General features: G+C 53.8%; 20 protein-coding genes. 3 read left to right on the plus strand and 17 right to left on the minus strand.

Going from position 1 to position 24,793, the window contains the following annotated elements; genetic code table 11:
• The first annotated feature begins 76 nt into the window (after nt 1–76).
• Entirely contained in the window at nt 77–952 is an 876-nt protein-coding gene (locus L1D43_RS10835) for a GGDEF domain-containing protein (RefSeq protein WP_239851544.1), read from the plus strand.
• A gap of 101 nt (nt 953–1,053) precedes the next feature.
• Here the strand turns inward: L1D43_RS10835 and tilS are convergent, their stop codons facing one another.
• The 17 genes from tilS to rpsB form a co-directional block, all read right to left on the minus strand.
• Nucleotides 1,054–2,442: a tRNA lysidine(34) synthetase TilS gene (tilS, locus tag L1D43_RS10840; protein ID WP_239851546.1), complete on the minus strand. Its 1,389-nt coding sequence runs from the start codon at nt 2,440–2,442 to the stop codon at nt 1,054–1,056.
• On the minus strand, nt 2,443–5,916 hold the full coding sequence (dnaE, locus tag L1D43_RS10845) for a DNA polymerase III subunit alpha (protein ID WP_239851548.1): 3,474 nt from the start codon (nt 5,914–5,916) through the stop codon (nt 2,443–2,445).
• A gap of 130 nt (nt 5,917–6,046) precedes the next feature.
• Nucleotides 6,047–6,673, minus strand: coding sequence for a ribonuclease HII (gene rnhB, locus L1D43_RS10850; RefSeq protein WP_239851550.1), 627 nt, complete (start codon nt 6,671–6,673; stop codon nt 6,047–6,049).
• A gap of 13 nt (nt 6,674–6,686) precedes the next feature.
• Nucleotides 6,687–7,835, minus strand: a complete 1,149-nt coding sequence (gene lpxB, locus L1D43_RS10855; protein ID WP_239851552.1) for a lipid-A-disaccharide synthase — start codon at nt 7,833–7,835, stop codon at nt 6,687–6,689.
• Between the two features lie 252 nt (nt 7,836–8,087).
• Complete coding sequence (gene lpxA, locus L1D43_RS10860; RefSeq protein ID WP_041509286.1) at nt 8,088–8,855, minus strand: acyl-ACP--UDP-N-acetylglucosamine O-acyltransferase; 768 nt, start codon at nt 8,853–8,855, stop codon at nt 8,088–8,090.
• Nucleotides 8,852–9,313, minus strand: coding sequence for a 3-hydroxyacyl-ACP dehydratase FabZ (gene fabZ / locus L1D43_RS10865; protein ID WP_041509285.1), 462 nt, complete (start codon nt 9,311–9,313; stop codon nt 8,852–8,854). Before fabZ ends, lpxA begins: the two co-directional genes overlap by 4 nt.
• Nucleotides 9,314–9,343: 30 nt before the next feature.
• Nucleotides 9,344–10,369: a UDP-3-O-(3-hydroxymyristoyl)glucosamine N-acyltransferase gene (gene lpxD, locus L1D43_RS10870; protein WP_239851553.1), complete on the minus strand. Its 1,026-nt coding sequence runs from the start codon at nt 10,367–10,369 to the stop codon at nt 9,344–9,346.
• Nucleotides 10,370–10,375: 6 nt separating this feature from the next.
• Nucleotides 10,376–10,870, minus strand: a complete 495-nt coding sequence (locus L1D43_RS10875; RefSeq protein ID WP_041509543.1) for an OmpH family outer membrane protein — start codon at nt 10,868–10,870, stop codon at nt 10,376–10,378.
• Nucleotides 10,871–10,939: 69 nt separating this feature from the next.
• The gene (gene bamA / locus L1D43_RS10880) at nt 10,940–13,423 is read right to left on the minus strand and encodes an outer membrane protein assembly factor BamA (protein ID WP_041509283.1); all 2,484 of its coding nucleotides are present in this window, start codon (nt 13,421–13,423) and stop codon (nt 10,940–10,942) included.
• 31 nt (nt 13,424–13,454) lie between these two features.
• Nucleotides 13,455–14,816 (minus strand): sigma E protease regulator RseP, encoded by a 1,362-nt coding sequence (gene rseP, locus L1D43_RS10885; protein WP_239851554.1) that lies wholly within the window; start codon nt 14,814–14,816, stop codon nt 13,455–13,457.
• A 102-nt stretch (nt 14,817–14,918) separates the two neighbouring features.
• Nucleotides 14,919–16,106, minus strand: a complete 1,188-nt coding sequence (ispC, locus tag L1D43_RS10890) for a 1-deoxy-D-xylulose-5-phosphate reductoisomerase (RefSeq protein ID WP_239851556.1) — start codon at nt 16,104–16,106, stop codon at nt 14,919–14,921.
• A 2-nt stretch (nt 16,107–16,108) separates the two neighbouring features.
• On the minus strand, nt 16,109–16,966 hold the full coding sequence (locus L1D43_RS10895) for a phosphatidate cytidylyltransferase (protein ID WP_041509280.1): 858 nt from the start codon (nt 16,964–16,966) through the stop codon (nt 16,109–16,111).
• Nucleotides 16,967–16,986: 20 nt separating this feature from the next.
• The gene (locus tag L1D43_RS10900) at nt 16,987–17,778 is read right to left on the minus strand and encodes an isoprenyl transferase (protein WP_041509279.1); all 792 of its coding nucleotides are present in this window, start codon (nt 17,776–17,778) and stop codon (nt 16,987–16,989) included.
• An 81-nt stretch (nt 17,779–17,859) separates the two neighbouring features.
• Nucleotides 17,860–18,417: a ribosome recycling factor gene (frr, locus tag L1D43_RS10905; protein ID WP_041509278.1), complete on the minus strand. Its 558-nt coding sequence runs from the start codon at nt 18,415–18,417 to the stop codon at nt 17,860–17,862.
• 35 nt (nt 18,418–18,452) lie between these two features.
• Entirely contained in the window at nt 18,453–19,196 is a 744-nt protein-coding gene (pyrH, locus tag L1D43_RS10910; RefSeq protein ID WP_011866430.1) for a UMP kinase, read from the minus strand.
• A gap of 133 nt (nt 19,197–19,329) precedes the next feature.
• Nucleotides 19,330–20,178: a translation elongation factor Ts gene (gene tsf, locus L1D43_RS10915; protein ID WP_041509277.1), complete on the minus strand. Its 849-nt coding sequence runs from the start codon at nt 20,176–20,178 to the stop codon at nt 19,330–19,332.
• Between the two features lie 119 nt (nt 20,179–20,297).
• Nucleotides 20,298–21,026: a 30S ribosomal protein S2 gene (rpsB, locus tag L1D43_RS10920; RefSeq protein ID WP_011866432.1), complete on the minus strand. Its 729-nt coding sequence runs from the start codon at nt 21,024–21,026 to the stop codon at nt 20,298–20,300.
• Nucleotides 21,027–21,260: 234 nt separating this feature from the next.
• Between rpsB and map the strand changes: the two genes are divergently transcribed.
• Both map and glnD read left to right on the plus strand, forming a co-directional pair.
• Nucleotides 21,261–22,103, plus strand: coding sequence for a type I methionyl aminopeptidase (gene map / locus L1D43_RS10925; RefSeq protein WP_268747955.1), 843 nt, complete (start codon nt 21,261–21,263; stop codon nt 22,101–22,103).
• Nucleotides 22,104–22,157: 54 nt separating this feature from the next.
• Nucleotides 22,158–24,758 (plus strand): bifunctional uridylyltransferase/uridylyl-removing protein GlnD, encoded by a 2,601-nt coding sequence (glnD, locus tag L1D43_RS10930; RefSeq protein WP_275659123.1) that lies wholly within the window; start codon nt 22,158–22,160, stop codon nt 24,756–24,758.
• Nucleotides 24,759–24,793: the final 35 nt, after the last annotated feature.

The raw sequence follows: 24,793 nt of genomic DNA on the forward strand, positions 1-24,793 counted from the left end.
ATCATCATTTAGTATTAGGCACGATTTTTGCTTTATATAATCTATCTCGGGTCCGTTACATTGTGGAGTAAAGATTATGGACTTTGCCTTAGCGACAGAATTTTCGTTTGACGAATATCGCTATCAGCCAGATCACCATCACAATACAGTCGGTGCGCCTAACCTGGTCACCGTCATGCAGCAGCTGCATGAGAGCCTAGATCCACGGACGGTATTTGCCTGCTACGGCAAACTCATGGGACAACACTTGCCTGTGCAGGGAATCACCCTGTGCTATAAAGAGTATCAGCTAAGCTGGGGCGGTGAGCAAGGTTTACTAATAAAACAAAACCTTAGCCATGATGGGGTGAGCATCAGCATCGCCTATCGTCTGTCGGCGCCGCTGATCAAGCCGCAGACAGAGCTGCTGTACCAGTTGCAGTCGCTGTTGCTGAGCCCTCTGGTGAACGCCATCGCCTACCAGCAGATGGCGAGACAGGCGATGCACGACTCACTCACCCAGCTTGGCAACCGCCGCTACTATGAGCAGAGTCTCAAACAGGTACTGGCCCGCGCTCAACGCCACGGCGACGCCATCACCCTGGTGGTGCTGGATCTCGATAACTTCAAGAGTCTCAATGATAAGTATGGTCACCTGGTCGGTGATGAGGTGCTGAGTCAATTCGGCCAGACGCTGAGTCAGGCGATTCGCGACAGCGATCAGGCCTTTCGCATCGGCGGGGACGAATTTGCCCTCCTTATCGAAGGCGATGCCCAGGCGGCAAGCGTGCTATGTGAACGTATCCTCGCCATGATGGAGCACGATACCCTGCTGAATAAGTTTCAGGTGCAGACCAGCATAGGCGTGGCTCAGTGGCAGCTAGGTAATGAAACCGAGACCCTGTATCTCAGGGCAGACAAGGCCCTCTATCAGGCCAAGGCGGCGGGACGTCGCTGCTACCGCGTCGACTAGCAAGCGACCTAAACTAACTTTGCTAAAATCGTGGCGAAAATTGTATCAAAAACTAGTCACGCGGCAGCAAAGGACGCCGCCATGTGAGTCCTATCCCGGCGTTAGGCGAGGCTAAACTGCCAGCCGCCCTCGCCCTCAGCCGCCAGATAACGTTTATCCACCCAGAGCCCGACTGCGGCCACTAAGTGTTCGCCTGCGAAAATCAGCGGGATCCGCCCGCGCTCCCAGGGCGGCACGGCAAACTCTTGCCACAGCTTCTTCAGCTCCCGCCCCTTGTCTCGCCCATGGGGGTGACAGCGCAGCGCGCCCGGGGCGCCAAAACGCAGCGTCACCTCATCACCTTCCAAAAGCAGCCGAGGCCCAGTCATGCCCCACTTAGCCACTAACTTGCTGTGGCTATCGAGGGGCCAGCTTAGCTCGCTCGCACCTTGGGATAGTGTGTCAAGGCTCAGGCCTGACAGGACTTTCTCGCACCTGGGCTCAACCTCGACAGGGTCCAGATAGAGGGATTGCTGAAAACGTCTCAGCACCATAGATTTGATTCGAATCGCCACCTGCGCATCGGCCTTGGCCTCGAGCTGCGCCAGAATATCGGCAAGCTGAGCCGCCGAGGGCAAGGCGAAACCACTATGTTCGATGAAGCCCCGCAGTAGATGGGGGCGCCAGCGCTTGGGTTCTTGCGCCAGCACGCTGAGATCCAGCACAGGTTGCCGACTATAAGGCACTGACATCAGCATAGCGGGTAAGCGAAGATTCACCTCCTCGTAGATAAGCGCCTGCTGCTCGGCGCACAGCTGGGCGCTGCGACTCGCCGTGGCGGCAAAGGCCGGCCAGCGGGCCGTGAGGGTCGGCAGCACCTCGTTGCGCAAAAAGTTACGGTCGAAGCGACTATCCTGGTTACTCTCATCCTCGATATGCTCAAGTCCCTGTGCCTTAGCAAACGCCTCTATCTGGGCGCGGGAACAGGTCAGCAGCGGCCTGAGCAACAGATTCTCTGGGGTAAAGGCCTGCACCGCTCCCATGGCCGCCAGCCCCTTGGGCCCAAGGCCGCGCTTGAGCGCCAGCAATAGGGTCTCGAGTTGATCGTCCTGATGATGGGCGGTAAGCAGAATATCGCCAGAGGCCAGCTCACTTAACAGCGCGTCGTATCTCGCCTCGCGAGCCGCCGCCTCCAAGCTGATGCGGGCGCCGCTGGCTACGGTCACCCGCTTGACGCTGATCGGCAAGCCATACTCGCGGGCGCGGCGCTCACAGTGGCTCTGCCAGCTATCAGCATTGGCGCTGAGGCCATGATGCACATGCACCAGGAGATAATTAAACTCGGGATGCTGTTTGGCAAAACGGCTCAGTCCATAGGCAAGCACCTCTGAATCGACGCCGCCACTGTAAGCCAGCACTAACTTCATAGCTGGCTTAGTGCCGGGCTCAGGTGCGACACGCGCCAGCAACTGGGTCAGTGCCGCAGTAGGACAGAAGCTATCCTGCGCCATCTAGAAGAGGATCCTTACCTTGTCAGACCCGGTCAGCGTCTCCAGTGCCAGCATCAGCTCGTCGGTCGGATTCACCCGCCACTCATCCCCCAACCTGAACTGAGCCTTGGCGGTAGGCTGGGCATAGTTGATCACCAAAGGTACACTCCCAGCCTTCCAGGGCTCGACAGCTTGCTGGAACTGGCTGAGCCAATCCGGATTGATGCTCTCGCCATCCAGATCGACCTCGACCGCGTGGGCGAAGTGACTGCGCGCCTCGCCCATGTCGATGATGTTGCGGGCCGTCATGCGATTGCCGCCGGAGAAGTCGTCGAAACTCACCTCTCCTTCGACGATCAGGATCCTGTCTTTCTCCAGCAGTTCGCCAAATTTCTCAAAAGCCTCGGTAAACAACATCACCTCGAGGCGGGCACTCTTGTCATCCAGCGTCACCAGGCCCATCTTGGAGCCGCGTTTGGTCATCATCACACGGGTCGCCACCACCAGGCCCGCGGCCTTGGTCGTCTTGCCCCGCTCGGTAGGATGCACATCCTTGAGCCTGCCCGAGGTATAGTGCTTCAGCTCCTTGAGATACTGATTGATGGGGTGACCGGTGAGATAGAGGCCCAAGGTCTCCCGCTCGCCTTCGAGCCACACCTTATCGGGCCAGGGGGTGCACTGCATAAACTGTTGCTTGTTATCTTCCGGCTCGCTGTTGAGCAGGCCGAACATGTCGTGCTGGCCAATCGCCTCGGCCTTGGCGTGCTGATCCGCGGCTCGTATCGCCTCTGGCAGGGTCGCCATCATGGCGGCGCGGTGCGGCCCCAGGTTATCCAGGGCGCCGGCGCAGATCAGTTTTTCGATAACTCTTCGATTGAGCTTCTTGAGATCGACCCTGGCACAGAAGTCGAACAGATCCACGAATGGACCGTCTTCACGGGCCTTGAGGATCGATTCCACCGGCCCCTCACCCACGCCCTTGATGGCGCCTATGCCATAGACGATGTTGAGGTCGTCATCCACTGTGAAACGGAACAGGCCCTTGTTGACGTCCGGCGGCAGCAGCGGCAAGCCCATTCGCTCACACTCGTCCACCAGGGTGACGATCTTGTCTGTGTTGTCCATATCCGCCGACATCACCGCCGCCATAAACTGCGCCGGATAGTGGGTCTTGAGCCAGAGCGTCTGGTAGGACACCAGGGCATAGGCGGCCGAGTGCGACTTGTTGAAGCCGTAACCGGCGAACTTCTCCACCAAGTCGAAGATCTTCATAGCCAGCTCGCCATCGACGCCGTTCTTCACCGCCCCCTCTTCGAAGACGCTACGCTGCTTGGCCATCTCCTCGGGCTTCTTCTTACCCATAGCACGACGCAACATATCCGCGCCACCCAAGGTGTAGCCCGCCAGCACCTGGGCGATCTGCATCACCTGCTCCTGGTAGAGAATGATGCCGTAGGTAGGCTCTAGGATAGGTTTCAGGCTTTCGTGTTGCCACTGTTGATCCGGGTAGGAAACCTCTTCACGACCGTGCTTACGCTCGATGAAGTTATCTACCATGCCCGACTGTAGCGGCCCAGGACGGAACAGGGCCACCAGTGCGATCATATCTTCGAAGCAGTCAGGCTGTAGGCGCTTAATCAGATCTTTCATGCCGCGGGATTCCAGCTGGAACACGGCGGTGGTTTCATAACGCTGCAGCAGACGGAAAGAGGCCGGGTCGTCTAGGGCGATCGCCTCGATACGCACCGGCTCTTTGCCCTGCTTCGCCAGATGCGGATTGATCATCTGCAGCGCCCAGTCGATGATGGTCAGGGTCCTCAGACCCAGGAAGTCGAACTTCACCAGCCCAGCTGTTTCCACGTCGTTCTTATCGAACTGGGTAACAGGGTTGTGGCCCTCGGCGTCACAATAGAGCGGCGCAAAGTCGGTGATCACAGTCGGCGCGATCACCACGCCCCCAGCGTGTTTACCCGCGTTACGTGTGACCCCTTCGAGCACCCGGCACATGTCGATAAGATCTTTTACCTCTTCGTCGGCGTCATAGGCCTCGGGCAGCGCCGGTTCGGCCTCGAACGCCTTGGCCAGCGTCATACCGGGCTCTGCGGGGATCATCTTAGAGATTCGGTCGACGAAGCCATAGGGGTGGCCCAGCACACGGCCCACGTCACGCACCACAGCCTTGGCCGCCATGGTACCGAAGGTGATGATCTGTGACACGGCGTCGCGGCCATAGAGATCGGCCACGTGATCGATCACCTCGTCACGTCTGTCCATACAGAAATCGACGTCGAAGTCGGGCATGGAAACACGTTCTGGGTTAAGGAAACGTTCGAACAGCAGGTCGAATTCCAGCGGATCCAGGTCGGTAATCTTAAGGGCATAGGCCACCAGAGAACCCGCCCCCGAACCACGGCCAGGACCGATAGGGATGCCGTTGTCCTTACCCCACTGGATGAACTCCATCACGATAAGGAAGTATCCGGGGAATCCCATGTTGTTAATTACGGTAAGTTCGACGTCGAGACGCTCGTCGTACTCGCCCCGGCGCTCGGCGCGCTCCGCCTCCTCTGGGAAGAGGAACTCGAGACGCTCCTCTAGACCCTTCTTGGAGACCTCGACCAGGTAATCTTCGATGGAGAGATCACCTGTGGGGAAATTCGGCAGGAAGTATTCACCGAGTCTCACCGTCACGTTACAGCGCTTGGCAATTTCGACACTGTTTTGCAGCGCCTCCGGGATATCGTCAAACAGCTCGCACATCTCATCCTGGCTGCGGAAATATTGCTGCTCGCTATAGCGGCGCGGCCGCCTTGGATCTGCCAGGGTGAAACCATCCGAGATGGCTACACGGATCTCGTGGGCCTCGAACTGCTCCGGCTGTATGAAGACCACCTGATTGGTGGCCACCACAGGTAGCTCTTTCTCACCCGCCAGCTCGACGGCCATATGCAGGTAACGCTCCTCGTCGGGGCGACCGGTGCGGATCAGCTCGAGATAATAACGGTCGGGGAAATGGGTCTGATAGAAAGCGACCAGAGAGTCCACCTGACCGCGGTTACCCTTGAGCAGCGCCTTACCGACGTCGCCATCTTTGGCACCAGAGAGCAAAATCAGCCCTTCGCTGTAGCGCTCCAGCCAGGCCTGGTCGATCACTGCCCTGTCTTTTACATGGCCACGCAGATAGGCATCACTGATCAGCAGGGTGAGGTTCTTATACCCCTCGTTGTTCATCGCCAGCACTGTCAGGGAACAGAACTCATCCTCGAAACCCGGCACCAGCATGAAAAAGTCACAACCGACGATGGGCTTGATCCCCGCGCCGTGACAGCCGCCATAAAACTTCACCAGGCCGCAGAGGTTGGTGTTGTCGGTCAGGGCCAGCGCGGCCATCTGATCTTCACTCGCCTTGGCGAGAATAGGTTTGACCTTGGCCAGGCCATCAGACATGGAAAAATCACTGTGTACGCGCAGGTGCACGAAACGAGGTTCTGACATATGGAGGTTCTAATTTAGTTAGCTAGTTTTCTAATATTTATGCGACGAACTACTCTCTTGAAAGAGTCGCCCAGAAAGAGTATCAGAGTCACACACAGGGCACCAGTTAATGGCGCCCCGGCGCATCGACTCAACAGGCGTCGAGACGCTCCTTGACCGGCCTGAAGCTCCTGCGGTGCTCGGCCAGTACGCCATGTGCCTCGAGCGCCTCGAAATGCGCCTTGGTGGGGTAGCCCTTGTGCTTGGCGAAGCCATACTCGGGGTAACGCTCATCCAGGGCTTCCATCTCTCTGTCGCGCACCACCTTGGCAACGATAGAGGCGGCGCTGATAGCCGGGATCAGGCCATCGCCCTTGATCACCGCATGCCCCTCCAGGGTGTCATCCGTGAAGGCGGGCACCCGATTGCCGTCGATCAATACTCTGTCTGGTCGGGCGCGCAGTCCGGCGACGGCGCGCTGCATCGCCAGCATGGTCGCGTGCAAGATGTTGAGCTCGTCAATTTCGCTCGGCGAGCAGCGTCCGACGCTGACATCCAGCGCCTTGGCGAAGATCTCCTCATAGAGGGCGTCGCGCTTCTTCTCCGACAGCTTCTTGGAATCATTGAGCCCTTCGATGGGAGTGTTAGGGTCCAGCACCACGGCTGCGGTGACCACATCGCCCACCAAGGGGCCGCGGCCCACCTCGTCGACACCGGCGTAGAAGCCACTACATAGCTCATCCACCTGCTGCGGGGTGATCTGCTTATAGATTGCCATTATTTTATCTCCCCTAGTTGGTCTCGATGAGTTCGATAACGGCCTGAGCAGCGCGCGCACTGGCGTCACACCTCAACTGCTGATGCAGGGCCATAAAGGTCGCCATCAAGGGCTGATGATCGCCATCGAGCTGATTTGCGACGGCCTCGGCTATCTTGTCTGGCGTACAGTCGGCCTGAATCAATTCAGGAATGATCTCCTTGCCCGCCAGCAAATTAGGCAGCGAATAATGAGAGATCTGCATCATCCCCTTAGCGATGCGATAGGTGATAGGCGATACCCGGTAGGCGACCACCATGGGGCGCTTCACCAGCATGGCCTCCAGAGTCGCCGTGCCTGATGCGAGCAGAATAGCATCCGCCGCGGCCATCACGGTGCGAGACTGTCCCTCCACCAGATGGATGTCGAGATCCGGCGCATGGGTCTTAAGCGCCTGCTCAAACTGGGCGCGGCGCTTGGCATTGACCAGCGGAGTGACAAACTTAAGGTCCGGGTAGCGCTGACGCAATTTCACCGCCGCCTGCACGAAAGGCTCGGCCAACTGCTGGAGCTCACCGCCGCGAGAGCCGGGTAAAATGGCCAGGTATTCATCATGAGGCGCTAATCCCAACTGCTCGCGGGCACTTAATTTATCGCTTTCCAGCGGAATATCGTCCGCCAGCGTATGACCGACAAAGGTGCAAGGCACATTGTGCTTGTCGTAGAAGGCCTTCTCGAAAGGCAGCAGCGACAGCACCATATTAGTCGCCTTGGCGATCTTAAAGATCCGCTTAGGGCGCCAGGCCCACACAGAGGGGCTGACATAGTGGACCGTCTTGATCCCCTGGGCCTTGAGTTTCAGCTCCAGGCCGATATTGAAGTCGGGGGCATCGATACCGATGAAGCAATCGGGCTTTAGGGCAGTGATCTCGTCGATCAGCGTCCTGCGTACCTTGAGCAGGCGTGGCAGGCGCGACAACACCTCGACCAGACCCATCACGGCCAGCTCTTCGAAAGAAAACAGGGATTCAAACCCCAGGGCATCCATCTGTGGGCCACCGATACCGACAAAGCGGGCATCCGGGTATTGCTGCTTCAAGGCCTTGATCAGACCGGCGCCGAGAATGTCGCCAGACAACTCACCCGCCACCATGGCGAATACTTTTTGATTGCTCTGATTCATCTTCTGATACTTGCTTATACCAATCCTAATAAATAACTGAACGTTCTAGCTGATTAAAACGCTCGATAACGACATTAGTATTTTTATTGTAGAATAACGACTTACCTAAAAACCTTGCCTTTTCCCAAGCGTTTTCCAGCACTAATTCTGCTCACTTACCGTGATTGGTATTACTGAAAATAAAAAAGCCCGTGAATACGAGCTTTTCTTCGATAACTAATACCGATTAATGCAACCGATAAATGCAACCGATTAACGAATAATGCCTCGGCTCGAGTTGACCACAAAGTCCATCATCAACTTAACCTGCTCATCCTGGGCATCCTCACCCAAGGCGGCAACCGCCTCTTCTACGGTCAATCCCTTACGATACAAGGTCTTGTAGGCACGGCGTACCGCCAGTTGGCTCTCCTTGGAGAAGCCGCGGCGTTTCATGCCTTCGCTGTTCAGTCCCCTTGGGATGGCTGGCTGACCCGACGCCATCACGAAGGGTGGGACATCTTGCAGGATCAACGAATAACCCGCAGTAAAGGCGTGGGCACCGATATGAACAAACTGGTGCACGCCTGTCATGCCGCCTAAAATCGCCCAGTCGCCCACATGGACGTGACCTGCGATAGAGGCGTTGTTGGCCATGATCACATTGTTACCCACCACACAGTCGTGGGCGATATGCACATAGGCCATAAACAGGTTGTTCGAGCCGATACGGGTCTCGCTGTTATCCTGCACCGTGCCGCGATGTATGGTGACAGACTCACGGATCACATTGTTGTCGCCGATAATGAGTCGGGTTGGCTCGCCAGCATATTTCTTATCCTGGCAATCTTCCCCTACAGAGGCGAACTGGAAAATACGGTTACCCTTACCGATAACCGTAGGGCCCTTGACCACCACATGAGAGCTGAGATGACAATCGTCGCCGATCTCGACATCTGGGCCGATGTAGGTCCACGGGCCTATGGTAACATTGTTACCGATTTTGGCATCTGGGTGTACAAATGCTAACTTATCAATCACTTGGAAATCTCTCTGCGGGCACACATGATCTCTGCCGAACAAACTAGTTCGCCATCAACCTTAGCTTCACCTGTGAAGACGCCAATCCCGCGGCGTTCTTTAATCATCTTAACTTCGAAATGAAGTTGGTCACCTGGCTCGACCACACGCTTGAAGCGGGCATTATCGATACCGGCAAAATAGTATAAGGCATCGCTAGATGGCTCATCGCTCATGGTTTTAAACGCTAACAGACCGGTTGCCTGGGCCATGGCCTCGAGGATCAATACGCCTGGCATAACCGGCGCCACAGGGAAGTGTCCCTGGAAGAATGGCTCGTTGATGGTGACATTCTTGATCGCGTGCAGTGTTTCACCTGGCGTAAAGTCGAGGACTCTATCGATCAATAAAAACGGATACCTGTGAGGTAGAAACTTTAGGATCTCTTTGATATCCATCGTATTTAATTGATTTGACACTCAATAACTTCCTTAGCTGCCCTCGGGCAGTTAATCATCTGAATTAACGTTTTTTTCAAGCTGTTTCACGCGCTGGAACAACTCATCAAGTTGTCTGAATCTGACGGTATTACGTCGCCACAACTTGTTTTCCATCGCAATGGTAGCAGAAGAGTATACACCAGGCTCACGAATAACACTCGTCACATTAGTGCCACCCGAGACATGGGTACCGTCGGCAATCGACAGATGCCCTGCTACGGCGCTGTTGCCGCCAATGATACAGTATTTACCTATGTTACAGCTGCCGGCAAAGGTCGAACTGCCTGCCAGTGCGGTGTTTTCACCCACAATAACGTTGTGGGCTATCTGCACCTGGTTGTCGATGATCACGCCATCGTGGATCTCGGTATGATCCAGCGCGCCGCGGTCGATACTGGTACAGGCGCCGATCTCGACACGATTGCCGATACGCACCCCACCGGTTTGTGGGATCTTGATCCACTGACCACGCTCGTTGGCATAACCAAAGCCATCAGAGCCGATCGCTGTGCCCGAATGGACGATACAGTCTGTGCCCAGATGCACGTCGTGGTAAATCGTCACATTGGCCCAGAGTATGGTATTTGAACCTATGATGACATCCTGGCCTAGCACACAGCCTGGGCCTATCTGCACATTCTCACCTAAGATGACGTTGGCGCCGATCACCGCATTGGCTCCTATGGCGACACCTTCACCCAGTTGGGCACTCGGGTCGATAACCGCACTTTGGTGAATGGCCTCGGCGGCCTTAGGCGTGGTGTCGAGCAGCTGGGCGACTCTTGCGAATCCCACATAGGGGTCGGCTAACACTATGGCATTGCCGTTGTAATGCTCTGCCATCTTGGGCGAGAGCAACACGGCAGAGGCTGCCGTGCCTTCTAGCTGACTCTGGTATTTGGTATTTGCCAGAAAGGAGATCTCGCCCGCCTGAGCCTTTTCCAGCGTGGCGACACGGTGAATAGTCACCGTCTCGTCACCCTTGACCTCGGCATTTAGGTGGGCGGCGATCTCACTTAGGGTATAACTTGTCATCAATGCTTAGCCTTTGCTCAGAGCTTCAACCACTTTGCTGCTGATATCTGATGTAGGCTTCACGTAGATCACGGCGCCGCGCTGTAGCACTACGTCATATTGCTCTTTCTCGGCGATGGCGCTGATGGCTTTCTGAACCTTAACCAATAGCTTGTTTTGCTCTTCACCGTTACGACGACGCATATCTTCGTCTAGCGCCTTACCCTTAAGCTGTAGCTCAGCCTTGAGAGACTCCATCTTACGCAGCATCTCAGTCTTCTGAGTTTCGCTCATCAGCGCCGCATCGCGTTGTTGCTTCTCTAGCATGCCACGAAGCTCGTCCTGCATCTTCTGCACGCCAGCCACACGATCACCGAACTCGGTTTTCAGTGTCTTGCTGACTTCTTCGCGCTGTGGTAGCTGCTCAAATACCGCCTGCATATCGACTACGGCAATTTTTTCAGCTTGTGCCGCAATAGGCGCACCCAACAAAACCAACACCATCATTGCGCGATTAAACATCTTATTCAAAATAAACTCCTTATAATCAGCAAAACTTGCCGATGACTTTTTATTTAAATTAGTTCTACTTTAGAAAGTTTTACCAATGTTGAACGAGAAGATCTCTGTGTCATCATCTTCATATTTTTTGATTGGCCATGCAAGACTAAATACCATAGGTCCCATGGGCGACAACCATTGTACGCTCATCCCCGCCGACGCGCGGATACGTCCTGGGTCTGAATAGTCCGACAGCTTGTCAAACTGCTCAGCCGGCAGGAAGCGATAGGCGTCGTAATCGAACTCGGTATCCCAGACGTTACCCGCATCGACGAAGAAGCTGGTACGAACCGAGTTGGTGTAGGCCTCATCCAGGAATGGGGTTGGCACTATCATCTCGACACTCGCCGTGGCAATGGCATTACCACCGATAGAGCGACCATCACTTACCGTGACACGGTTAGGATCGCCAGGCAAGGTACAGGTATCGCCGGCAGGATCCGGCGAGCAAGGCTCGCTGCCACGGTACAGGTAGAAGGAACGTGGACCCACAGAGTTAGACTTAAAGCCACGCAGTGAGCTGCTACCACCCGAGTAGTAGTTCTCCCAGAAAGGTAGGATCTGGTCATTGTCGTTAAACTGACCGTAACCGTTACCATAACCCAGGCGCGCCTTAGTCAGGAGCACGAAGCTGTGACTGCGGTTGATTGGCCAGTAGAAGCTGGTATCGAAATCTGTCTTAAAATATTGCAGATCCGAGCCAGGTACCGTCATCTTACCGCTCAGGCGCTGTGATGAGCCGTCAGTTGGGAAGGTACCCCGGTTAAGCGTGCTGCGGTACCAACCAAGGGTCAGCTCGAAGTTGTCGAACGACAGGTCGGCGTTAGGATCGTTGGCATCACGGTAGATGTTGTAGAAACGCAGGGCCTGCTCGTAGGCCGAGATCTCCGAGATGCTGTTGTGACGATAACCGATACCACCGTTGATACGATTGTATTCGTTGATCGGGAAGCCAGAGTTCAGCGCAATACCGTAAGAGCTGTTCTTATAGCGCTCAAGGTTCGCTTCCTGAGCGTCAAACTCGTTCCAGTAGATGCTACCACCCAGGCTCACCCCATCTTTAGTGAAGTAAGGGTCTGTGTAGTTGATGTTGACGTTCTTGGAATACTTGTTGGTATTGAGGTTGATCCCCGCCTGGTTACCCGTACCGAGGAAGTTACTCTGTTGCACACCAAACTGCAGGCTCAGTCCCGACTCGGTACCATAACCCACACCTGCGTTGAACGAGCCAGATGGCTGCTCCTTCACGGTAAAGTCAACATCCACCAGGTCATCAGTGCCCGGTACCTGAACTGTCTGAGTATCAACGGTTTCGAAGTAACCCAAACGATTCAGACGCGCCTTGGACTGTTCGACCTGGGCCGAGTTCAGCCAGGCACCTTCCATCTGACGTAGCTCGCGGCGCATCACCTCGTCTTTGGTCACCTGGTTACCGGTGAAGTTAATGCTACGTACATAGACACGCTTGCCCGGCTTGATGTTGACGTTAAGGGCGACCTCTTTGGTCTCATCATCGATCTCAGGATAGGTCTTCACCTCAGGATAGGCGTAACCGAAGCGGCCCAGATACTTGCCGTACATCTCTTCGGTAAAGGTCACATCCGCACCGTTATAGGTATCACCAACCTTGATCGGCAAGATCTTCTCCATCACCTCTTCGCGTCCCATGAGGTCGCCAGTCAGGTTAACTTCCTTAACCTTGTACTGCTCACCCTCATCGACGTTAATGGTGATATAGAGACCCTTACGGTCAGGCGTCATCGCCACCTGAGTCGAGGTAACTTCGAAACGGATATAACCACGGTTATGATAGAAGGTCTTGATGGTCTCAAGGTCGGCCTGCAGCTTCTGCTTCTGATAGCGACGCTCGCCAAAGAGATCCCACCAGGCCACATAGTCTTTCAGCTCCAGCATGCCGATAAGCTCTGCATCGCTAAAGACAGTGTTACCCACCACGTTGATCTGGCGAATCTCTGCCGCCAAACCTTCGGTAAACTTAAACTTCAACTCGACACGGTTACGTGGCAGGTTGATCACCTGCGCTTCCACCTTGGCGCCATATTTACCTACGCCGTAGTAGAAGTCCTGCAGACTCTTCTCGATGCCGCTAAGCATGGTGCGGTCGAGTGACTCACCCGACTTGACGCCACTGCCGTCGAGACTCTCTTGCAGCTGCTCGTCCTTAATGTCTTTGTTACCTTCGAAGGTCACCACGCTGATGGTAGGTCTCTCTTTGACCGTCACCACCAAGACACTGCCGTCGCGACTCACCTCGATATGCTCGAAGTTGGTCGAGGAGTACAGGCTCTTGATCGCCTGCTGCAGGCGCATCTCGTCAACCGTATCCCCTACCTTGATGGGAATATTCAACAAGGCGGCACCCAGCGCGACACGCTGTAATCCTTTAACCTGGATGTCGGTCACTTCAAAAGGCTGGAATGTATCGGCCCAACCCTTCCCTGATAAAGACGCACCGACTAATAACATCGAGGCAAAAATTTTATTCAATCTCATAGAGCGCTTCTAATTATGTGTCTGTCCTTGCTCAGAGTCGGGAAAAATCATTGAAAAGGGCGATACTCATCAACATTAGCAGCAAGGCTGCCCCAAATCTGAATCCAATTTCCTGTACCTTTTCCGGTACAGGCCTGCCTGTGATCACTTCGATGAAGTAATATAACAGATGCCCGCCATCAAGCACGGGTAAAGGCAATAAATTAATAATGCCTAAATTCACGCTGATTAATGCCAGGAATCCCAAAAAGTAAACTAAACCGTAATTGGCGCTGCTTCCCGCGCCCTGAGCGATGGAGATAGGGCCGCTCAAATTCTTCACCGACACGTCACCGGTAAATAACTTGCCGATCATCTTAATGCTGACCGATACAAGTTGCCATGTTTTATCCGCGGCAACCCAGAGGGACTCGCCGACACCATATTCGAGTTGCAGACGCATCTCATCGGGCCAAGGTGCCTGAGTCGGCGCGACACCGATCCCCCCCTCGACCTTACCACCATCAATGGTACGGGCCTTGGGCGTAATATCAAATTTAAGCTGTTCGCCGTCGCGTCTGATGGTCACGGTAAGCCGCTTGTCGGCGGCGGCCTTAACCTTAGTGACAAACTGATCCCAGTCGCTATAGGCACGGCCGTCGACGGCAACCAAGGTATCGCCAACCCTAAGACCCGCGGCGTAGGCAGCACCATCTTCGTCGACAAATCCCAGCGTAGGGGTAATGGCGGGTCGATAGGGGTTAAGGCCTAAAGAGGTAATGGGCGACTCTGTCTCTGGGTTAAACTTCCAGTTGCGAGTGTCGAGCTTATAGGTACGCTCCTCGCCCATCACGCCAGACAAGGGCGCCAAGGTTACATCGATGGCTTCATCGCCGATATGGCCGACCAGGGCATAGGTCACCTCTTCCCAGTTGCGCACGCTGCTATCGCCAACGGCGATCACCTGCATCGGCTTGTTGACCTTAACCACAGCCGCGGGGGAATCAGCCTGGGTCGATTCGATCACCGGCTTTATCGAGGGCACACCTATGAGGTACATGATGTACAGGGCAAAGATGGCAAAGACGAAGTTCGCCATAGGGCCGGCACCGACGATGGCAATGCGCTGCCAGACTGATTTGCGGTTAAAAGCCTGAGGCTTTAGCTCATCGGCAACGGTATCGACCCGCTCATCGAGCATCTTGACATAGCCACCCAGGGGGATCATGGCCACTACATATTCGGTACCATCGGCACCGATTTTGCGCCAGATAGCCTTACCAAAACCGATAGAGAAACGCTCAACTTTCACGCCACAGCGTCTGGCCACCCAAAAGTGACCATATTCATGGGCCGTGATCAGAATCCCAAGGGCAATGATGAATGAGCCCAAGTTCCACAAAAAGTCTAGCATTCCTCTCCTTATCTCAGCTTCTGTTGGCGCGAGCCTGAAAACTTAATTGGCGCGCCTTAAATCTTATTTTGCATGAGCCTTAAAGCTTATTTGGCGTGAGCCTTAAAGCTTGGCGACTCGTTCCTGCGCCGCACGCCGTGCCAGGCTGTCCAGCGCCAAAATATCTTCTATGGTGTCTAAGCTACGCTGCTCGACGTGGCTCAGGCAATACTCGTTTACCCGGGCGATATCGGTGAAACGTATCTTACCTGCCAGGAAGGCCTCTACCGACACCTCGTTGGCCGCGTTCAATACCGTTGTGGCTTCCTGCCCCTGCTCGCAGGCATCTATGGCCAGCTTCAAACAGGGAAAGCGGTTAAAGTCGGGCTTAAGAAAGCTTAACTGTCCGACTTTGAAAAAATCTAAAGGTTCAACGCCCGCCGAAATTCTTTGCGGATAGGCCATGCAGTGAGCGATAGGGGTGCGCATGTCTGGGTTGCCCATCTGGGCCAGCACGCTGCCATCCTTATACTGCACCATAGAGTGAATCACGCTCTGGGGATGCACCACTACCTTGAGTTGGTCTTTGGTGGCGTTAAACAGCCAGCGGGCCTCGATATACTCGAGCCCCTTGTTCATCATACTGGCAGAGTCGACCGAGATCTTGCGGCCCATCGACCAGTTAGGATGTTTGCACGCCTGATCCGGCGTCATCTGACTCAGGCTGTCGAGATCCGAGCTGAGAAATGGTCCGCCGGAGCCTGTCAGCAGAATATGTGAGATACCCGCACCGGCCAGATCACAGGCGCCAATGGCCTGCTGAGCAGGCTCAGGCAGACATTGGAAGATGGCGTTATGCTCGCTGTCCACAGGTAACACCTTGGCGTTTGAGCCCTGCATCGCATCGATAAACAGGCGACCCGACATCACCAATGATTCTTTGTTGGCCAGCAGCACCCTTTTACCGGCCTTAACCGCCGCCAGTGTCGCCGGCAAGCCCGCCGCGCCGACGATGGCCGCCATGACGCAATCCACCTCGGGCAGAGCGACTATAGCCGCCAGCTCATCTTCACCAGACGAGACGGCAATCGCCATATGCGGCGGCAAGCGACGCTGCAACTCGGCCGCCGCCTGTGGGTCGACCATGTGGGCGATCGATGGATTGTGCTTGATACACAAGTCCAGCATCTTATCGACGCTCTTATGGGCAACCAGGGCAAATGCCTTGTAGGCCTCAGGATTTTGCTCGATAACGCTCAGGGTACTGGCACCGATAGAACCTGTGGCGCCCAGAATCACCATTTTCTGCATGGTTACATCCAAAATGCGATATAAATTAGGGTAAAGATAGGCAGTGCCGCCGTCAGGCTGTCGATGCGATCCAGCACACCACCATGACCCGGCAATATGGTGCCCGAATCTTTAATCTCGGCCACCCGCTTAAACATACTTTCAGAGAGATCCCCAAGGGCAGAGACCAGGGCAACAAACAGGGTAACACAGATCACTAGCCCCAGCTCCTGCTCGGGCGAAACCATCATGACCCCGGCCACTACAACCATAGTGGTCACCAGGCCACCGAGAAGCCCCTCGACGGTTTTTGCCGGGCTGACGTTTGGCATCAACTTGTGTTTGCCCAGGGCCTTGCCGGCGAAATAGGCGCCGGAATCGGTCGCCCATACGGTCAGCATCACCAGGAACACCAGGGAGCCGCCATAGTAAGGCATGCTCGCCGTGCTCAGGGCTTTTAGCGCGATCAACGCAGTGAAACAGGGAACTAGGGTCAGCTGGCCAAACATGGACTTGAGCATATGGCTCTTGGCCCACAACGCCGAACTTTTAGGGAAACTCAGCACCAAGAGGAGTGAGATGGTCCACCACATGGCGCCAATGAGGGTGATGGCCAGATAGACGGGGTGCATTTGCCCCTTAAACCATATCTCTTCGGTAGGCACCAAGAGGTTTAACGCTACCAACAAGATGCCTATGGTCAGGGTGAAACTCCACTGGGTCACATTGCAGCGCTTGTCTATGATGCGTCCCCACTCCTTGGCGGCGATCAAAAATACCGCCACCAAGGCCCATGAAAAATACTCCACAGGGAAAAAGAAAATGGCTCCCATCACCAATGGGATCAACCATACTGCTGTTATTATTCTATGTTTTAGCAAAACTTTCCCTCTTATATTTATTACTCAGCCTGCAAAGTCTCAATTTGAGAACCCGTCAATCCAAAACGGCGCTGCCGGGTAGCAAATACGGCTACCGCATCTTTAAAGGCTTGTTCATCAAAATCTGGCCACAACACATCAGTAAACACTAACTCTGCGTAGGCGGCTTGCCATAACACAAAGTTACTAATGCGAAAATCGCCACCGGTGCGAATCATTAAATCAACTTCCGGTTGATTTTGCATGCTTAAATGCTGACTTAGCGCCTCCTCGGTGAACTGACTGCTGGTCATTTCACCAGATTCCACCTTTTTGGCTAAGGTTTGCGCCGCCTGCACTATGTCCCAACGACCGCCGTAGTTGGCCGCCACATTGAGAATTAAACCATCGTTGTGAGCCGTCTTCTCCATCGCCGCGGCGATCTGCTTCTGCAGTCGGGCAGAGAAACGACTGGTGTCCCCTATAACGTTGAGCCTTACACCGTTTTTATCCAGTAGTTTTATTTCTCGTTGTAAAACGGTGAAAAACAGCTCCATCAATAGGCTGACTTCTTTCTCGGGTCTGCGCCAGTTCTCACTGGAAAACGCAAACAGGGTTAACGAACCTATCCCCATCTCTCGTGCCATACTCACGGCGCGACGAACAGTCTTCACACCGGCCTTATGGCCCACGACACGGGGCTTGCCCTGTGCCTGTGCCCAGCGCCCGTTGCCATCCATGATGATAGCCACGTGCTTGGGGATAGACTGTTTTACCAGCTCTGCGAGTGCTTCATTAGATAACTCAGAGCCAGATTGAGATTCGATTGACATCTATTACAACCCTTAAAAATAGCAAACGCCGTGTAGTATACCCCTACACGGCGTGCGAACTCTAGTAACGAAACAGGGAGATTAGACTTCCATCAACTCTGCTTCTTTTGCCGCCAAGATCTCATCGATCTGCTTGATGTGAGCATCAGTAAATTTCTGAATCTCATCTTCGGTGCGGCGTACATCGTCTTCGGTACACTCTTTCTCTTTCTCTAGCGCTTTCACGTCAGAGTTAGCGTCACGACGCACGTTACGTACGGCGATACGACCGTTTTCAGCCTCGGCGCGAACGACCTTGATCAAGTCTTTACGACGCTCTTCGGTCAGTGCTGGCAGTGGGATACGGATAGTCGTACCGGCAGACATTGGGTTTAGACCCAGATCTGAACTCATGATCGCCTTCTCAACGGCTGCAATCATAGTGGTATCGAAGACTGTGATTGCCAGTGTACGAGAATCTTCGATCGATACGTTACCCACCTGCTTAAGCGGCGTTGGCGTACCATAGTAAGGCACCTTGATTGAATCAAGCAGACTTGGGTGAGCACGACCAGTACGTACCTTAGCCATTTGATTCTTAGTCGCTTCAACACACTTCGCCATGCGGCTCTTTGCATCTTCTTTGATTTCGTTAATCACGTTAAATATCCTTAAATTCATTCGTATCGGGTTATTTATTCGGCAGTCTTACGGCTACTTCTGATAAGCGTACCTTCATGGTCGCCCATGATAACACGTCGTAGCGCACCAGGCTTGTTCATATTAAACACTAAGATAGGCATATCGTGATCTCTTGCAAGGGTAAATGCCGCAAGATCCATCACTTTCAATTCTTTTTCTAGGACTTCGCCATAACCCATCTCGTCATACTTCACCGCTTCAGGGTTCTTGACCGGGTCATCTGAGTAAACACCATCTACCTTAGTCCCCTTGAGCACCACTTCGGCTTCGATTTCGATACCGCGTAAACAGGCGGCAGAATCTGTGGTACAGAAAGGATTACCCGTACCGGCAGCGAAGATCACTACTCGGCCAGATTTAAGCAGGCTAATCGCTTCGGCCCAGTTATAGTCGTCACACACACCTTTCAAAGGGATGGCCGACATCAGACGGGCATTCACATAGGCTCTGTGCAGCGCATCGCGCATCGCCAGGCCATTCATTACGGTTGCCAACATGCCCATATGGTCACCCACCACACGGTTCATACCGGCTTGTGCCAGGCCTTCACCGCGGAACAGGTTACCGCCACCAATCACAACACCTACCTGAATACCAAGCTCGACCAGCTCTTTAATCTCTTGTGCCATGCGATCTAGCACCTTGGGATCGATGCCAAAGCCCTCTTCGCCCATCAGGGCCTCGCCACTCAGTTTGAGAAGAATACGTCGAAAAGCAGGTTTTGGATTTGTGCTCATAGTTGTTTATCCTGATAAATGCCGATGGGTAACGTGCCAATTATATAGGAAAAAAAGCGCTCTGCAGCAATCTAATTGGCATAATAAAACCGCAGCGAATGCTGCGGTTTTTAGGGTATCTTACAACTGGCTATTAAGCCTTAGAAGCGGCGATTTGCGCTGCTACTTCAGCGGCAAAATCTTCTTCTTTCTTCTCGATACCTTCACCAACTTCTAGACGAATGAAGTTAGTTACTGTAGCGCCTTTCTCTTTTAGGATTTCGCCAACAGTCTTCTTAGGCTCCATGATGAAAGCTTGACCAGTCAGTGATACTTCACCGGTGAACTTCTTCATACGGCCAGAAACCATCTTCTCAGCGATCTCAGCAGGCTTACCTTCGTTCATTGCGATTTCGATCTGAACGGCTTTCTCTTTTTCAACAACTTCAGCTGGTACGTCTTCTGGGTTAACGTAGTCAGGCTTAGAAGCAGCAACGTGCATAGCAACGTGCTTCAGAGTCTCTTCGTCAGCTTCGCCAGAAACAACAACACCGATACGGTCGCCGTGACGGTAAGAAGCTTGGTTAGCACCATCGATGTACTCAACGCGACGAACGTTGATGTTTTCACCGATTTTAGCAACTAGCGCAACACGAGTTTCTTCGAACTGAGCTTGTAGATCGGCGATAGTCACCTTACCTGCTGCAGCAACATCTAGAACTTCGTTAGCAAATGCTAGGAAGTTAGAGTCTTTTGCAACGAAGTCAGTTTGACAGTTAACTTCTAGAAGTACTGAGAAACCTTCGCCTTGCTTGATCAGGATAGTACCTTCAGCAGCGATGTTACCCGCTTTCTTAGCAGCCTTAGCAGCACCGCTCTTACGCATGTTTTCAATCGCTAGCTCAATGTCACCATTGGTTTCAGTTAGCGCTTTCTTACAATCCATCATGCCAGCGCCAGTACGCTCGCGTAGTTCTTTAACTTGGGCAGCAGTAATTGCCATTGTTAAATCCTCTATAGGTAACTCTACAAATCAAATGTGAAAAAACAGGGGCCTGTGGGCCCCTGTTCACCAATTATCTATCTTGGTTAATAAGGGCGATGAAATTCATCTCGCCTTTATTATTCAGCTTCTACGAAACCGTCTTGCTCAGCTTGTACCGCTAGGTCTTGACCACGACCTGCTTTAGCAGCCGCTGCTACTGACTCAGCATACAGACGAATTGCACGCATAGCGTCATCGTTACCAGGAACGATGTAGTTGATGCCGTCTGGAGAAGAGTTAGTATCAACAACAGCAACAACTGGAATACCTAGGTTGTTAGCTTCTTTAATAGCGATATGCTCATGGTCAGCACCGATAACGAAGATAACGTCAGGTAGGCCGCCCATGTTCTTGATACCACCAAGAGACTTTTCTAGCTTCTCAAGCTCACGAGTACGCATTAGCGCTTCTTTCTTGGTCAGCTTGTCGAAAGTACCGTCTACAGACTGGCTCTCAAGATCTTTTAGACGCTTGATTGATTGACGAACTGTTTTCCAGTTAGTCAGCATGCCGCCCAACCAACGGTTGTCAACGTAGTATTGATCACAAGAAATAGCAGCTTCTTTGATCGCTTCGCTTGCAGCGCGCTTAGTACCAACGAAAAGTACTTTACCTTTCTTAGATGCTACGTTGCTGATGAACGCTAGTGCTTCATTGAACATAGGCACAGTGTGCTCTAGGTTAATGATGTGTACACCGTTACGAGCGCCGAAGATGAAAGGCTTCATCTTTGGGTTCCAGTAACGAGTTTGGTGACCGAAGTGAACACCGGCCTGAAGCATGTCGCGCATTGAAACTGTAGTCATTTTTTTACCTTAAAAAATTAGGGGTTAGACCTCCACGCATCCCATATCTCCGACCTAAATAGGCACCCCGAAGAACGTGTCGATACGTGTGTGATTTAGTATTTAGTCATAGCCATGTATAATGGCCGCCACATTCGCTCTGAGATGGGGTAACAATGCACCTCATCTACAAGAGTCAAACATAACGGCGCGCTTTATACCATAATATCGGCGCCAACACAAATTTTTAGCGCCCTGAGGCGCCCCGAATTCGACTACCGACACAACAGAGAAAGCTTAATGAGTATAGTGATAAAAACCGCCGAAGAGATCGAAAAAATGCGCGCGGCAGGCAAGCTGGCCGCCGAAGTATTAGAGATGATTGCCCCCCACGTTAAGGCTGGGGTCACCACAAACGAACTCAATGATATCTGTGCGAAATATACCGAAGAGCAAGGCGCAATTTCGGCCCCGCTGGATTATCACGGCTTTCCTAAATCTATCTGTACTTCCATCAACGAAGTGATCTGCCATGGTATTCCCAGCGATCGCGCCCTCAAAGATGGCGACATAATCAATATCGACATCACAGTGATCAAAGATGGCTACCACGGCGATACCTCAAAGATGTTCCTCATCGGCGATGTCAGCGCGAAAGACAAGCGCCTGTGCCGCGTGGCACAAGAAAGCCTATATGAGGCGATCAAGAAGGTACGTCCAGGCATGAAACTGGGCGAGATCGGCACCATCATCGAAAAGTATATCAAGAGCAAGAAAACCGGCCTGGAGAAATATAGTATCGTGACCGACTACTGTGGCCATGGCATCGGCGCCGGCTTCCATGAGGAGCCACAGGTGATGCACTACAAAAACAATGACAAGACAGTACTGCGTCCTGGCATGTGTTTCACCATAGAACCTATGATCAACGCAGGTCGTCACACCAGCGTACTGGACAAAGACGACAACTGGACTGTGACCACCTCTGACGGTAAAAACTCGGCCCAGTGGGAACACACCCTGCTGATCACGCCAACTGGCGTGGAAGTCCTGACTCTGCGCGAAGAAGAAAACTTCCCCCGCATCATCAACCACTAATCGCACACGCAGCTAAATTGTGGTTTACTCCCATAGCAGGCCATCCGGCCTGCTATGCACGCTCTGAGGTTAAGGACTGCAATGAACACTGCGCTAACAGCTAAGAACGCCCTAAAACAACAAAACCAAGAACTCCTAGAACGTTTCAGCGCTGGCGAATCTGTCACCGCCCTGGTCAGCCAACGCTGCCGTTTCGTCGATGAACTCCTCATTGCCCAGTGGCAAGCCCATCAACTCGATGAAACCCCTATCGCCCTGATCGCCGTCGGTGGCTATGGCCGGGGGGAGCTGCATCCCCAATCCGATGTGGATCTGCTGTTTCTTATCCAAGGCGCGCTCGCCCAGAGTGACGAAGCCAAACTGAGTCAGTTTATCGCCTTCCTCTGGGATTCGGGCCTCGAGGTGGGCCACAGCGTGAGAACCCTGGATGAGACCATAGCTCAGGGCAAGGCCGATATCACCATAGCCACCAACCTGCTCGAAGCCAGATTACTCTGCGGGCCCCAAGCCATGTTTAACACTCTGTATGACAAGGTGCGCGAAGGTGACTTCTGGCCCGCCAGCGACTTTTTTGTCGCCAAGCGCGATGAACAGGTCATGCGCCACGCCAAGGCCAGCGCCTTCGATCTCGAGCCAAATCTTAAATCTTGCCCGGGCGGCCTGAGAGACATCCAGACCATCACCTGGGTAGCGATGCGCTACTTCGATGCCAGCTGCGCCGAGGAGCTGGTCGCCCATGGCTTCCTCGAGCAGGATGAACTCGAGGAGTTGCTCGAGTGTCAGGGGTACCTGTGGCAGCTGCGCTTTGCCCTGCACCTGATCTCGGGACGTGACGAAAACCGCCTGCTGTTCGACCTACAACGCCAGGTGGCTGAGCTTCTTGGCTACAAGGATGAGACTCAACTTGCGGTCGAGCAGATGATGAAGCGCTACTACCGCACCGTGCGCCGAGTGATGGAGCTCAACCAGATGCTGCTGCAACTCTTTAAGCGCGCCACCTTGGGCCACACCAAGGAGCTGGAGATCCAGCCCATTGACGAGTATTACCAGCGCCGCGGCAGTTTCATCGAATCTCTCCAGGCGGACCTGTTTAAGGACCCTGTGGAGATCATGCGGGTATTTTTACACGCGGCCCGCAACTCCAACATCAAGGGGATCTACGCCCCTACCCTGCGCAGCCTAAGACGCGCCCGCCGCGCCCTGCAGGCGCCGCTGATGGACAATGAAGATTGCCGAAAGGTGTTTTTGGAGATATTGCGTCATCCGCGTGGTATCGCCTCACTCTCCTTGATGCACCGCCATGGCATCTTATCGGCCTACTTGCCCGCCTGGCGCAACATCGAGGGGCAGATGCAGTTCGACCTGTTTCACGCCTACACGGTCGATGAGCATACCCACAGACTACTGCTCAACATCGACAGATTCTCACAGACGGAGCAGAAGGATGAATTCCCTCTGGGCTCCATACTGATCAATCAGCTGCCAAAGAAGGGGCTGCTGGTACTTGCGGCCATCTTCCACGACATCGGCAAGGGACGCGGCGGCGATCACAGTAAGCTCGGCGCCGTCGATGCCCAGGACTTTTGCGATCTACACGGCCTCAACAAGCATGATGGCCGCCTAGTCAGCTGGTTGGTAGAGAATCACCTGGTGATGTCGGTGACCGCCCAGCGCCGGGATATTTCCGATCCCGATGTGGTGGCCGAGTTTGCCGACAGGGTGCGCGACGCCGTGCACCTGAGTTACCTCTACTGCCTCACGGTCGCAGATATCTGCGCCACCAACGAGAAGACCTGGAACAACTGGAAGGGCTCGCTGCTTCGCGATCTCTACTTCTCCACCCAGAGGGTACTCGCCCGGGGCAAGGAGAAGCCAGTGGATATTCGCGCCCGCGTGCGCGAGCATCAGGGCAAGGCAAAGAAAGAACTGCTGCGCCGCGGGATCAAGGAGAAGAGCCTGGATACCCTCTGGCAGCGCTTCAAGGCCGACTACTTCCTGCGTCATCAACCCAATCAGGTGGCCTGGCACGCCGAAGCGATACTCAAGCACAAGCATGATGAGGCTCTGGTGCTGATCTCCAAGCACACCACACGTGGGGGTACCGAGCTGTTTGTCTACAGCCAGGATAAGCCTAAGCTGTTTGCCACAGTGATGGCCGTGTTGGACAACAAGAACATCAATGTGCATGACGCCAATATCATGACCTCAAAAGATGGCTACGCACTGGATTCTTTCGTCATTTTAGAGCAAGATGGCAGCCCGGTGTCGCAGATCTCCCGTATCCAGGGGATCAAGAAGGCATTGGTGAAAGCACTAAGCAATGACACGGCAAAACTGCCAAAATTTAAGAAGCTACCGCGTAAGATGAAACCCTTTAGGGTACCGACGCAGGTGAGCTTCCTGCCGGCGCGCAAACCAGGCACCAGCATGATGGAGCTGATCGCCCTAGACAGCCCAGGGCTACTGGCCAAGGTGGGGGATATCTTTTATCGCTGTGAGATCACCCTGTTAGCGGCAAAGATCACCACCATAGGCGAGCGCGCCGAAGATTTCTTTATGTTGCAGACACGAGATGGGCAGCAACTGAACGAGACACAACAAGAGGCGCTCAGTGAAGCACTGGCCAAGGCGCTCGATACGCATAACCAAGTTTAATCAACAGACTATTTTACGATAATTGGGAGACGTTA

The organism is Shewanella sp. Isolate8 (assembly GCF_022398495.1).
In the GTDB taxonomy this organism is placed as follows: Bacteria; Pseudomonadota; Gammaproteobacteria; order Enterobacterales; family Shewanellaceae; genus Shewanella; species Shewanella aquimarina.